Origin of the sequence: Nostoc commune NIES-4072 (assembly GCF_003113895.1) — a bacterium.
Taxonomy (GTDB): domain Bacteria; phylum Cyanobacteriota; class Cyanobacteriia; order Cyanobacteriales; family Nostocaceae; genus Nostoc; species Nostoc commune.
In genome coordinates this window covers 3,257,651-3,271,706 of sequence record NZ_BDUD01000001.1, presented here as the reverse complement: position 1 = coordinate 3,271,706, position 14,056 = coordinate 3,257,651, and the positions used below count along the sequence as shown (strand labels likewise).

Sequence of the window (14,056 nt, the reverse complement as noted above, 5' to 3'; positions counted from 1 at the left end):
AAAATTCAACTATAGTAGAATAAACCTCGATTAAGATAAATTTTCCTCTTACTAAAGTCAATAATCCCGAAAGAAAGAATGCAAGTATTATGGCAAAATCTTGCTAATGGAAACTTTTGACTTCCGCCCTGCGGTACTATTTGACTAGTTCAGAGGCTATCTTAAATTAGAGACTAGCCCATCTACAAAATTTACTCCAATGAATGGTGTTGTTTAATAACATTGCCAGTCAGAAATATCAGTAAGCTTTTTTATTGAAAGCTCATTTAATGATGTCTCTAATCTCAAACGATAAAGAGCATTATTTCCTGCTGGCATACATTAGGGTAAATCGGAATTATTACCGAAATCTCACAATTTTTTAATTGGAACAAGGTCAAGACACATGAATAAAGTTCAAGCATCATTTGAAGCTACAGAATCTGCATTTCACGTCCAAGGTTATGAAAAAATCGATTTTAGTCTTGTCTATGTGAACGGTGCATTTGATATTAAAAACAGAGAAATAGCAGATAGCTATGCAAAATTTGGTCGCTGTCTGACTGTAATTGATGCCAATGTCCATGAACTTTATGGCGATCAGATGAGGTCGTATTTTAGACACTATGACATTGAACTGACAGTATTTCCGATCATTATTACGGAGCCAGCTAAAACCCTGGCAACCTTTGAAAGAATTGTTGACGCTTTTTCGGATTTTGGCTTAGTTCGTAAAGAACCAGTCTTAGTCGTCGGTGGTGGTTTAGTTACTGATGTGGCTGGGTTTGCTTGTGCTTCTTACCGTCGCAAGAGCAACTATATCCGCATTCCTACCACGTTGATTGGTTTGATTGATGCAGGTGTAGCGATTAAGGTAGCAGTTAATCATCGTAAGTTGAAAAATCGCTTGGGAGCATATCATGCACCTTTGAAAGTAATCCTAGATTTCTCATTTTTGAAAACCTTGCCAAAGGCTCAAGTTCGTAATGGGATGGCAGAGTTGGTGAAAATTGCTGTAGTGTCTAATTCAGAAGTCTTTGAACTGCTATACGAATATGGCGAAGAACTTCTTTCCACTCACTTTGGACATGTGAATGCGACACCGGAAATTAAAGAGATTGCCCACAAAGTCAATTATGAGGCAATCAAAACCATGTTGGAGTTAGAGACTCCTAACTTGCATGAACTAGACCTCGATCGCGTCATTGCCTACGGTCACACTTGGAGTCCTACCCTAGAATTAGCACCTCAAATACCCCTATATCATGGTCATGCGGTCAATATAGATATGGCTTTGTCTGCAACCATTGCAGCACAACGGGGCTATATTTCAACAGGGGAGCGCGATCGCATCCTAGACTTGATGAGTCGTATCGGTTTATCGCTCGATCACCCTCTACTAGATGGAGATTTGCTCTGGGATGCTACCCAGTCTATAAGCTTGACACGAGATGGTAAACAACGCGCAGCCATGCCTCGTCCAATTGGTGAGTGCTTCTTTGTCAACGATCTGACTCGTGAAGAACTTGATGCTGCTTTAGCTGAACACAAACGTCTTTGTGCTAAATACCCTCGTGGCGGAAAAGGTGTTGACGCATACATTGAAACTCAAGAAGCCAAGCTAGTAGGGGTGTGAAAATATGACGAGTGTTTTAGGACGAGAAACAGCTAGACCGATAACGCCACACAGTATCTTAGTAGCCCAGCTACAGCAAACTCTCAAATTAGCCCAAGAGAACAACATTCCCGTAGAGATATTAGATTCTTTGCGGCAGGGAGTTCAATTAGCGGCAGGTTTAGATCCCTACTTGGATGATTACACCACCCCGGAATCGAGCGCATTGACAGCATTGGCGCAAAAAACAAGCATTGAAGACTGGAGCAAGCGCTTCAGTGATGGTGAAACAGTGCGTCAACTAGAGCAGGAGATGCTCTCAGGACATCTTGAAGGACAGACATTGAAAATGTTTGTTCATATCACCAAGGCAAAGCGCATTCTAGAAGTAGGAATGTTCACAGGGTATTCAGCCTTAGCAATGGCAGAAGCATTACCAAGTGATGGGCAACTTATAGGTTGCGAAGTAGATCCCTATGTTGCTGAATTTGCTCAAGCTTGCTTTAGTGAGTCTCCCCACGGCGACAAAATCGTTGTGGAAGTAGCACCTGCCCTAGAAACACTCTACAAGCTGGCTGCGAGAAAAGAATCCTTTGATTTGATATTCATAGATGCCGATAAAAAGGAGTATGTAAAGTACTTTCAGACCATTTTGGATAGTAACTTACTGACTCCCGACGGTTTAATCTGTGTGGATAACACTTTGTTGCAGGGACAAGTTTACCTACCACCTGAACAGCGTACCGCCAACGGTGAAGCGATCGCTCAGTTCAACCGTATTGTTGCCGCCGATCCTCGTGTAGAGCAAGTTATCTTACCCATCCGAGATGGTATAACTCTGATTAGACGCGTTGTGTAATTGAGAGATGAGGAGATGAGCACAGAAGTCTAAGCCTTGGCTTAGACTTCAAAAGAATAATTTTTCGCTTGCTTCCTCATCTCCCTGAAGCTATTTTTTGTGATCACAGTTTTTGTATAAAATAAAACAGTACTTAGGAATATGAATCATGCCAGTACTTCGCATCCTTCATTTAGTTGGATCTGCATACAATCATTTTTACTGTGAGTTGTCACGCAATTACGCCCAAAGCTGTCTAGTAGCTACGGCAAATCCATCGCTCTATGACTTTCTGATTGCATACATCACACAAGATGGCCAATGGCGATTTCCTTCCTCTCTCAGTCCAGAAGATATTGCTGTCGCTAAACCGATGCCTCTATCAGATGCCATACAGTTTATAACAGCGCAAAACATTGACCTAATGTTGCCACAAATGTTTTGTCTCCCTGGAATGACTGACTACCGGGCATTATTCGACTTGCTAAAGATCCCTTATATAGGCAATACTCCAGATGTGATGGCAATCACAGCCCACAAAGCCAAAACCAAAGCTATTGTTGCAGCAGCAGGGGTCAAAGTGCCGAATGGAGAATTGCTCCGCCAAGGAGATGTTCCGACAATTACACCTCCAGTAGTCATCAAACCTGCAAATGCCGACAACTCTTTAGGGGTGTCCTTAGTCAAAGAAAAGAGTGAGTATGACGCTGCCTTGAAGAAAGCATTTGAATTTGCAGATGAAGTGATTGTAGAAACATTCATTGAAGCCGGTCGAGAAGTCAGATGCGGCGCTATTGTCAAAGATGGGGAGCTAATCGGTTTACCCCTTGAAGAGTATCAGATAGACCCGCAAACCAGACCCATCCGTAGCTATACTGACAAATTCAAAATACCAATCGAGGGCGATTTGGCTTCAACTGCTAAAAATTATGTCCCAGGTTGGATTGTGGATATTAATGACCCGATCACCCAAAAGGTTCAGCAAGAAGTAAAGAAGTGTCATTTGGCTTTGGGCTGTCGCCATTATAGTTTATTTGACTTCCGGATCGACCCACAGGGACAACCTTGGTTTTTAGAAGCCGGCTTGTTTTGTATTTTTGACCATAACGCGGTAATTGCCAGTACGGCGAACGCAGCCGGAATTCCTTTAAATGAATTATTTATGACGGCGATCAATGAAGCGTTGAGCATAACCTAATGTCAGGCAAATCACCTTTTTAGCTTTCTTGTGATTTGGAATAGCCAAGGTCTTTGCTAACGACAATTAATAGAACTCTAATGTCCACACTTGCTACAAAATAGAGCGATCGCCTAAAAATCTAATGACTTCAAGTGCGTATATAATACCTATTTGTACTCCAGACAATCCCCATCTAAAAAATAAAGAATAAATATTCTACATTTAGTAAAAAAATAGAGACGATGCGGAAAGAAGCCACTAGCAGTTTATTTTCCCATCTCAGTGATTATTCGCCACACTTGAAGAATTTTGTTGAGTCAATGAAGCATATATCATGTCACAATTACAACTATGAGGGAGCAAATTTTTGCCATATTCCAAAACTTGGGCACACTTGCATTACTAGCGATCGCATTTCCCTTTAACTGCACCGTCGTACTTGCATCGCTGCTGTGGAATTTTTTCACCAGATCAAATGCTAATCTTGTGGCATTGAACGAGAATCCTAAAAATATCTTGATCGGTGGTGGTAGAATGACCAAAACCCTTCAGCTTGCGCGATCATTTCACGCTGCTGGGCATCGAGTCATTTTATTTGATCTCGACAAATACTGGTTCAGTGGTTATCGATTTTCTAACTCTGTGGCTGCCTTTTACACAGTTCCTGACTCGCAAAAAGACTTAGAAGGTTATACTCAAGCCGTGCGGGCGATCGCTAAAAAAGAAAACATAGATTTTTTTGTCCCGGTAGGTATTTTTGCTGCCAGCTACTTTGACTCCGAGCGCAAACCAGTGTTATCAGGCTATTGCGAGAGTTTCCACTTCGATGCTGATACCATGAAGATGCTGGATAACAAGTTTACTTTTGCAGAAATTGCCCGCTCACTTTCGTTATCTGTTCCGAAAACCTTCTTAATTACAGATTCCGAACAAGTTCTTAAATTCGACTTTGCCAACGAAAAGCGCAAGTACATTCTCAAAAGTATTGTCTATGACTCTGTTTTACGCTTGGATTTGACCAAGCTACCAATGGAGCCTTACGAAAAAATGGCGCTTCATGTTAAAAGTAAGCCAATTAGTAAAGATAACCCTTGGATATTGCAAGAGTTTATTCCCGGTACAGAATACTGTACTCACGATACAGTGAGAAATGGGACATTAACGGTACATTGCTGCTGTAAATCATCTGCTTTTCAAGTCAATTACGAAAACTTTGAACACCCAGAAATTAAAGAGTGGGTGAGTCATTTTGTCAAAGAATTACAACTGACTGGACAACTTTGTTTTGACTTCATTCAGGCGGAAGATGGGACGATTTATGCGATCGAGTGCAACGCTCGCGCTCACTCTGCAATCACAATGTATTACAACCATCCTGGTTTAGCAGATGCCTATCTTAATAAAGAGCCTCCGGCTGAACCTCTGCAACCCCTGAGTGATAGTAAACCTACTTATTGGCTTTATCACGAACTTTGGAGACTTAATGAAATTAGATCGTTAAAGCAGTTACAAAAGTGGTTTAAAAATATTTGGCGAGGAAAGGATGCAATCTTTGAAGTTAACGACCCACTACCGTTCTTAATGGTGCATCACTGGCACATTCCTTTGCTATTACTCGATAGTTTGCGCTCCTTACGAACTTGGGTGAGGATTGATTTCAACATCGGCAAACTCATACAGTTTGGAGAAGACATAAAATATGGCAATACCTCTGCAACCCCTAAGTTATAGTAAGCCCAGTTATTGGCTTGAACACGAATAGAGACTTAATCAAATCAGCTCGTTATACCAACTTTATGTGAGGCTGCATAAAATAAGTTTATTGTTGGGCATGGAATTTCAAGCGTTTTATTCTGTGCATCTTCATAGAGAATTGGTATTAAAGAAGTTGCAATTGTTTAAAAGTATTTGACGAGGAAAAATACAATCTTTGATGTCACAATTATAACTATGAGAAAGTATATTTTTGTAGTGTTCCAAAACTTGGGCACTCTTGTATTACTAGCGATCGCATTTCCCTTAAACTGTATCGTCGTCTTAACATCGCTACTGTGGAACTTTCTTAAGCAACCATTCAATAAGTCAATTGTTGTCAACCCCAATTCCAAAAATATCTTGATTGCTGGCGCTAGAATGACTAAAACTCTTCAGCTAGCGCGTTCATTTCATGCTGCTGGGCATCGGGTTATTATAATTGACATTGAGAAATTCTGGTCAAGTGGTAATAAATATTCCAACTCTGTTGCAGGCTTTTATACCGTTCCCGATCCAAGCAAAGACTTAGAAGGCTATGTTGAAAGCTTACACGCGATCGCTAAAACAGAAAAGATCGACTTTTTTATCCCGGTAGCGATTTTTTCCGTTATTCACTATGATCAAGGCCAGCCACCATTACCAGATTTTGTAGAGTTTTTCCACTTCGATGCTGATGTCACGAAGATTTTAGATGATAAGTTTGCCTTTGCTGAAACAGCGCGATCGTTCGGTTTATCTGTCCCCAAATCCTTCAAAATTACCCATCCAGAACAAGTCATCAACTTCGACTTTTCTCACGAGAAGCGCAAATACATTCTTAAAAGCATCCCCTACGATCAAATACGTCGCTTGAATCTCACCAAGCTACCTTGCGCTACCTCAGCAGAAACAGCAGCATTTGTCAATAGTCTACCCATCAGTGAAGAGAATCCTTGGATTATGCAGGAATTCATCCCTGGAAAGGAATACTGCACTCACACTACCGCGCGAGATGGAGAGTCAAGAATGTACTGCTGCTGTGAGTCATCCGCTTTTCAAGTCAACTACGAAAACGTTGATCAGCAAGAAATTATGCAATGGGCGACTCATTTTACCAAAGAACTGGGAAAAACCGGGCAACTTTCCTTTGACTTCATCCAAGCAGAAGACGGAACTGTTTACGCGATTGAGTGTAATCCCCGGACTCACTCCGCCATTACTATGTTTTACAATCATCCAGGAGTAGCGGATGCCTATCTTGGTAAAGAGCCTCTGGCTGAATCTTTGCAGCCTCTTGCTGATAGTAAGCCAACCTATTGGCTGTATCACGAAGTTTGGCGGCTGAATGAGATTAGAAATTTTGAGCAACTGCAAACCTGGGTAAGAAATATCAGGCGTGGGAAAGAAGCAATTTTTGAGGTGAGCGATCCCTTACCCTTCCTAATGGTACATCACTGGCAGATTCCCTTACTGATTCTCGACAATTTACGAAGACTCAAAGGTTGGATCAGAATAGATTTTAATATGGGTGAGCTTATCGAATGATACCAATCCCCATTCTAAAGTCTAACCTAGTATGCTCCACATTACCTTCTGGTCTGGGGATGCCCTTAACTTCTAGAGGTCAAGGATTAATACATTCTTGTCAACGGCTGGTTGCATTCGTTGTACCCAGAAGACAATGATTTCTACTTAGTATAGAAGGATGCCTTTAAAAATAATAATTAAAGGTTTGTGGTGAGGGCTGAAGCCCTCTGGTGCGTCCGCTACATTTAAGTTATGTTCGGTAATAACACTCACTGTTGTTGAGTGCGGTTCTTGCACAAGAATAGAGCGTCAAAAATGGCACTTATTTTTCCTGGAACGTCCAGACTCCTTCATCCCAATCTGATTCTGTTGGGGGTGATTGTAACCAATGCTGACAACGCAACAGATGCAACATAGCAGCTTTGTCATGGTTATCAACTGCTAAAACTTTGGCAAACTCTGCTCTAGCAAAGGAAAACTGCCGCTTGAGGTAATACTCGCGTCCTTTATGATAATGCTCAATCACTTGCAATTTTTCGCTTTCAATGGGGTTGGAACGCAAACCCAGTAATTCGTATATGGCTACTGGTTCGTTTCTACCCTTGACACGAATGTAATCTAGTTCCCTAGCCCAAATCTGATCTTGGCAGGGCTTAAAAGTGTTATCGCTAATAATAATGTCGCAACCATATTGTTTACTAACACTTTCTAATCGAGAGCCAAGATTAACGCCATCGCCAATAGCGGTAAATTCCATCCGCTTACTAGAGCCGATATTCCCACTAATTACGGTATCTGAGTTGATACCAATGCCGATTTTAATTTTGGGCTTATCATCTCTATAGCGACGCTGATTAAATTCGTGCAGACGATGGCGCATTTCTAAGGATGTTTGCACTGCCATCCAAGCGTGTTCTTCCAATGGTAGGGGAGAACCAAACACAGCCATGATCGCATCGCCGATATATTTATCAAGAGTGCCTTTATGTTTAAAGACTGCCTCCACCATTGATTCAAAATATTCATTAAGCATACTCACCACTTCTTCTGCTTGTAAGTTTTCCGTTAAAGTGGTATAGCCGCGAATATCGGAAAATAAAATCGAAACTTCTTTACGATCGCCTCCTAGTTTAGCGTCATCTAATTTCAGCAATTCTTCGGCTAATTCCTGAGTCATGTAGCGGTACATCGTACTCTTGAGCCGCTTTTCATCGCTGATATCTTCCATTACCACCAGCGCCCCCCGGACTTGCTCTTGATCGCTAGCATCAGCTATTGTGTTAATCGATAAATTGATACTGTGCTGTTCTGTACCAGTGCTTAGGAGTGTGCGATCGGGGTAATATTGCTGGCGGCCTTTTAAGTCGGCTGCATGTAAAGCATCCTGATACCACTTGCTAAAGTCACCTTCTTTGATGCCGATCGCATCAGTAACTAATTTACCTTCTAAACGTTCTTCTGGCTCCAGCCCTAGCAAACGTTTGGCACTTTCATTAGCAGCGATAATTAACCCGGCTTTATCAGTGGAAACTACTCCATTGGAAAGACTACGCAAAATATCCCGTTGCATTTGTTCTTGTTGCTTAACTGTGGCAAACAACTGAGCATTTTGCAGCGCTACTCCCGCTTGAATATTAAAAGCTTCCATAAATTCTTCATCGTTGCGATCAAAGCTAGCTTGGAAGCAATCGGGAGCTTTGGGCCAATCAGCTGGATTATAAGGTGGAAAATCCCCAGTTTTCTTTTTATTTACTAATTGGGTAACGCCAATCAGTTGTTGATCGGCATTAAATACTGGCATACAAAGCAAGCTACAAGTGCGATAGCCATTTTGCTGATCGAGTTGTTTGGCAGTATCAGAGTCAGGATGGTGGTACAAATCAAAGGCAATATTTAATTTTTTGCCAGAAGCCGCTACTATACCAGCAAAGCCTTTACCTACGGGGACTCGTAACTCCTTAGTTGAACCATCATCTTGGGTGATTTTCGTCCACAATTCATGGCGATCGCGATCTATTAACCATAGTGTACTGCGATCGGCATTCATCAGTTCCTTGGCTTCATCCATCACCCGCTTCAGGGTATCTTCTAAGTCGAGACTGCTTTGAGATAAAGACTTGATCGCCTTCATCAGCGCCGCCACTGCTCTTTGTTTTTGAGTGGCGACATAAAAAGAGCGCGAAGATTCTAAAATCAGGCGAATCGAAGGGGCAAATTCTTGAAATAATTGTTCGTCACCACAGATAAAACCTTTGGTATCAATCCGCTCTGCAAGTGGAACATCAGGATTATTCCCATATTTTAATTTATTCAGTAATTGCACTACCGCAACTAACTGTCCATGTTCATTCAATAATGGCAAAGCCAGCATGGTGTAAGTGCGGTAGCCAGTTCTTTTTTCTTGTTCTTGGGCAAAATGCGATCGCGGATCGTTATAAAAATCAAAGGGAATATTAATAACTCGCTTGAAAGTGGCGACTTCTCCAGCAATGCCTTTATCGGCGGGGATGCGAATTTCTAAAGAGCGATCGCCCTCTCCCTCAGCCAGAATCGACCAGAGTTCTTGTTTTTCTTCATCCAATAAAAATATCGTCGTCCGGTCTGCCCCCAGTAATTCCCCGGTTTTTAAGGTAATCGAATGCAACATTTCTTGCAGAAGAGTTTCAAATCCCTGAGAATCCAGCATTGACAGCGTTTGATGGACAATCTGTAATTTTTGCTCAACATCCTGAACGACCTGTTTAAAAGTATCTTGAGTCAGAGGAGCAAGAAACGTAGAAAAAGTTCCTTGTCTTGTGGCAAGAGCACCCACAGGAGCAGAATTTGCTTGTAATTCGAGGCTTTCTTGGTTGTGAACACCAATAATTAAATCGGTGGTCTCCCCACAACTTCCTTGATACACTGACATAATAGGTTTTTTATATAGCAGGATGAGATTTTAGATGTAACAATGCAACTAAGTTTATGTAAGTGGTGCTAAAAGCAACAATTCCTTGATGTTATCCATAGTTTAATCGCTTGTTTAGCTAGCGTCATCCTGGGAAGTAAGGTGGAAGCCAATTACTTATGACTACAGTACAGATGTAGTAATACTCAGAACCTTTGCTACCGTTTACACATAAGTCTTGTGAGAACCGTCAATTTTGTATTGAGAAGAAGTCAGAACTTGCAGGGCTATTTCATTCTCATCACACCCTGAAAAGGTTTCTTCCCCACTCCCTGTTTACGCAAATAATTTCAAAAATCAAAGTAGGCTGCTATATTAAACTTATGTAAAGCTTAAGTATTATTAAGCTCAAAAACGTTATTGATAATATATAATTTTTACTTATATCTTTTGAGATGCGTTTCTTTAATAGAAAAATATTGATTTTACAAAATAACAATGATATTGAAATTTAACTTAACGAGAATATTGTATATATCTAAAAAATATTGTAAATTTTTCTAAAAAAACAGGAAATTTCAAAAAATACTTAATTAAAATTTATAAACGTTGTTACCAGTATTAGAAATTCAAAAGATTACATTTTTAAGATTTGATAAGGAATTTGACGTAACTTTTAGTTCATGTTAATTAAGTAATTACAAAGATTACAGCAATTACAGCTAAGTTAATATGGGAAAATAATTAAAATAAATTTTGACTCAATTACTTACCATTTGCATAATCAATAATTAACCAAATCAATAAATAATATTTTCTAAGTAATATTTTATATTGATTAGGTTAATAAAAATATCAGTATTTAGACTTAGAGTTTTAAGTAATCTACATTGAACTTATAAAGAGTTCTGTGACTAAGGCCGAAGTTAGGAATTTTAGGAAAAATAATATGGCAGTTATTTTCGGCACTACAAATCCTGACACCAGAAATGGGACATCGGGAGATGATACGATATATGGTTGGGCTAATGGTGGTAATGCCAATAGTTTGTCTGGTAACGATACCCTGAATGGTGCAGATGGTAATGATAATCTATTTGGCGGGACGGAAAACGACAGTTTAATCGGTGGACTTGGTAATGACACACTTGATGGTGGCTTGGGTACTGACACCTTAAATGGGGGAGTAGACGACGATACTTACATCATTGACAGCGCTACCGACACCATTACCGAGGCTACTAATTCAGGCATAGATACCGTCCGGTCTTCTGTCCCCTACAAACTGGGTGCCAATTTGGAGAACCTGAGACTGAGAGAAGGTAGCGCCATCAATGGGACAGGTAACAGTCTTAATAACATAATATTTGGTAATACTTCTAACAACATTCTGAATGGGAGAGCAGGCGATGACACGCTAGATGGGAACAATGGCAATGATACCCTCAATGGTGACGAGGGCAATGATAGTTTACAGGGCGGGCCCGGTAATGACGTACTCAACGGCGGGTCTGGAAACGACATCCTCATCGGTGTTTTCCCTGGCAGTCCCCTTACACCTGGATTAGGGGAGACTGATACCTTAACTGGGGGCGTTGGGGTAGATAGATTTGTCCTTGGGGACGCTATAAATGTCTACTACGACGATCAAAACACTACGAACGCTGGTTTTGGGGACTTGGCTACTATTACTGACTTCAACACTAGTGAAGATCAAATACAACTCCAAGGCTCTCAACTAAACTACCGCTTGCAATCTGTTGGAGCAAATACACAAATATTTTTAGACAAACCTGGAGCAGAGCCAGATGAGATTATAGGTATTGTCCAGGGGGTAGTAAACCTCAAACTTGATAGTAACGATTTCCTTTTCTTTGAGCAGGAAAATGCTGGACAAGCTACAAACAATACACTAGCCAGTGCTGAAGTATTGGGTTCTTTATCATCAGGCTCAGACGTTAATTACTCAGGTGAGTTAGTAACAGTTCAACCGGGGGATAATCCCGATTTCGACTTTTTTACATTTTCTCTCTTCAATCCAGGCACTGTGACTATCACTGCGGCGACAACAGATGATACAGTTATCGGACTGTTTAACAATGCTGGGATTTTACTACAAAGTGATGACGATAGTGGCCCCGACTTTGGGTCATTAATCACCGCTTCATTGGTTGCTGGAACCTACTCAATTTCAGTGAGTAAATATGCTTTCTTCCCCCAAGATGGCGGAACTTTCTCCGGCTCTAGTGATAGCAACCCTGCTCCTTATACGCTAGAAGTTAGTTTGGCATAAGAATGTTGTCAACTTAAAAAAGTACTGCATAATAAGGCTGATTGAGGGATACTTTTACTACTAGTTAGAGGGATACGACCATGTGTCCCCTTTCCCTAACAAAAGACTTTGCTCATTTCAACTCAGAATCTCTAAAATTGTTTCCTTTCTCAGGAAGATTTAGCAACAAAATCATCTGACTCTTTTATGAACAAAATAATGAATAGCATTAACTCATCCAACCAAAAGCAACGCAGATTTATTGGCAAGTTTGCTCTCAAAAGCTACTTTGTTGCCGCTAAAACGCTGTTATTTACAATAGTTCTATTAAATTATGGCGCTACTGGAGTAGATGCTGCACCTAAAGCCCTGCGTCCTGATATTCAGATTCGCAATGTTATAGATACCTTATCAGTTTCTCCTTCTGTTCGGATTGTAAAAGATCCACGAAACAATACCCTCTATTACCTCAAACAAAATGGTGACATTTATCGAGTCAATTTAGGCTTGTCTAATAGTACACTTGTGTACACCTCTAGCGATCATAATCTAGGTGAGACTCAAGGTATGGCCATTGGCCCTAACGGCACAATTTATTTGGTGGGCAATGCAGACCTTGTGAATAACCAGACCAAAGCAATTATTGTTAAAGGCGAAATTAAGTCGGGTACAGAACAGCGCGTCTGGTCTATCTTAGCTAAGAGTGCAGGCTATCCCAAAAGCAAAACAGCATACGATCATCGCTTCAACGGCGTGGTTGTTAGCCCGGATGGTAACTTTATCTATGTGAATAGCGGTTCTCGTACCGATCACGGTGAAGTTCAGTCTGTTAATGGGTTATATCCTAATACTCGCGAAGTCGGATTAACCGCCTGTATACTGCGTCTTCCTACTAATGGCAAAAATCTTTTTCTGCCAAACAATCGAGCAGCTTTAAAGACAGCTGGCTATATTTTTGCAGAAGGAACACGTAATACTTTTGACATGGCCTTTGCGCCCAATGGAGATTTATTTGGCACAGAAAATGGCCCGGATCGCGACATGTCAGAAGAATTAAATTGGCTCCGTCCAGGTGGTAATTACGGCTTTCCCTGGCGGATTGGCGGGACAGACAACCCACAACAATTTCCCAATTACGATCCTGCCAAAGACCTTTTATTAAGCCCCCAATTTAACGCTGTCCAAAGGGGCTACTTTCGTAACGATCCAACCTTTCCTGCTCGGCCTGTAAACTTAATTGAACCAATTCCTAATTTTGGGCCGGACGCAGACAATTTCCGTGATCCTGTAGATGGAAAAGTCAAAGACGCTAGTGTTCTTGGGCAAAGTGTAAGCACTTTTTCAACACACCGTTCTCCTTTAGGCTTGGTTTTTGATACACAAGGAGTACTAAGTCCAGAATTCAACAGAGATGGATTCATGTTGAGTTTTACAACAGGCGATCCAACAGGCGAAACACTACCAGGCCCTTTTAAAGATGCTGGCCAAGACCTACTGCATTTAAAGTTAACTAAAGTAGGAACTAACTATAAATTGAATGCTACCCGCATTGTTGAAGGTTTTAGTAATCCCATTGACGCTGCGATTATCGGCAATAAAATTTATGTTATAGAATATGGTGGAAATCAAGGAATTTGGGAAATCACTATGCCGACTAAATAAAGCAGACTGAGGATTACAGTCTTACTTTTATAGTGCCACCCGAACGTGGTTGAGGCAGAAAGTCCTTAGCAATGGGAGATAACAAGCAGATGCCTTGGTTCGTCAAAATTGAAGAAGGGAAAGTCGATAAACCTACCTTTGACCAATATGTACCTGCCCACAAATCCTATATTCAGGACTTGATTGCTAAAGGACACAAAGCGCGAACAGGCTATTGGGCAGAGCAAAGAGGCGGGATGTTACTGTTTGAGGCAGCCTCAAAGGAGGAAGCAGAAGCAATTGTAGCTGATGACCCGTTAGTGAAACACGGCTGCGTCAACTATCAGCTTTATGAATGGCGGATTGTTATGGAATAACACACA

At 41.1% G+C, this 14,056-nt stretch carries 9 protein-coding genes; 8 read left to right on the top strand and 1 reads right to left on the bottom strand.

All coding sequences use genetic code 11. The features are described 5' to 3' along the window. Positions 1–385: 385 nt before the first annotated feature. The 5 genes from CDC33_RS14490 (at position 386) to CDC33_RS14470 (ending at position 6,891) form a co-directional block, all read left to right on the top strand. Positions 386–1,615: a sedoheptulose 7-phosphate cyclase gene (locus CDC33_RS14490; RefSeq protein ID WP_109009049.1), complete on the top strand. Its 1,230-nt coding sequence runs from the start codon at positions 386–388 to the stop codon at positions 1,613–1,615. A 4-nt stretch (positions 1,616–1,619) separates the two neighbouring features. Continuing rightward, positions 1,620–2,453 carry an O-methyltransferase gene (locus CDC33_RS14485; RefSeq protein WP_109009048.1) on the top strand — a complete coding sequence of 278 codons (834 nt, stop codon included), beginning with the start codon at positions 1,620–1,622 and terminating at the stop codon, positions 2,451–2,453. 148 nt (positions 2,454–2,601) lie between these two features. Then, positions 2,602–3,630: a D-alanine--D-alanine ligase family protein gene (locus tag CDC33_RS14480; protein ID WP_109009047.1), complete on the top strand. Its 1,029-nt coding sequence runs from the start codon at positions 2,602–2,604 to the stop codon at positions 3,628–3,630. Between the two features lie 333 nt (positions 3,631–3,963). Further along, entirely contained in the window at positions 3,964–5,343 is a 1,380-nt protein-coding gene (locus CDC33_RS14475) for an ATP-grasp domain-containing protein (protein WP_109009046.1), read from the top strand. Between the two features lie 219 nt (positions 5,344–5,562). Next, on the top strand, positions 5,563–6,891 hold the full coding sequence (locus CDC33_RS14470; RefSeq protein ID WP_109009045.1) for an ATP-grasp domain-containing protein: 1,329 nt from the start codon (positions 5,563–5,565) through the stop codon (positions 6,889–6,891). A gap of 304 nt (positions 6,892–7,195) precedes the next feature. Here the strand turns inward: CDC33_RS14470 and CDC33_RS14465 are convergent, their stop codons facing one another. Next, positions 7,196–9,781, bottom strand: a complete 2,586-nt coding sequence (locus CDC33_RS14465) for a GAF domain-containing protein (RefSeq protein WP_109009044.1) — start codon at positions 9,779–9,781, stop codon at positions 7,196–7,198. A gap of 928 nt (positions 9,782–10,709) precedes the next feature. Between CDC33_RS14465 and CDC33_RS14460 the strand changes: the two genes are divergently transcribed. From CDC33_RS14460 to CDC33_RS14450, 3 genes are all read left to right on the top strand, one after another. Next, positions 10,710–12,053 carry a calcium-binding protein gene (locus CDC33_RS14460; RefSeq protein WP_109009043.1) on the top strand — a complete coding sequence of 448 codons (1,344 nt, stop codon included), beginning with the start codon at positions 10,710–10,712 and terminating at the stop codon, positions 12,051–12,053. A gap of 198 nt (positions 12,054–12,251) precedes the next feature. Next, the gene (locus CDC33_RS14455) at positions 12,252–13,694 is read left to right on the top strand and encodes a PQQ-dependent sugar dehydrogenase (RefSeq protein WP_181374011.1); all 1,443 of its coding nucleotides are present in this window, start codon (positions 12,252–12,254) and stop codon (positions 13,692–13,694) included. 89 nt (positions 13,695–13,783) lie between these two features. Further along, positions 13,784–14,050, top strand: coding sequence for a YciI family protein (locus CDC33_RS14450; RefSeq protein WP_109012576.1), 267 nt, complete (start codon positions 13,784–13,786; stop codon positions 14,048–14,050). The last annotated feature ends 6 nt before the right edge of the window (positions 14,051–14,056 follow it).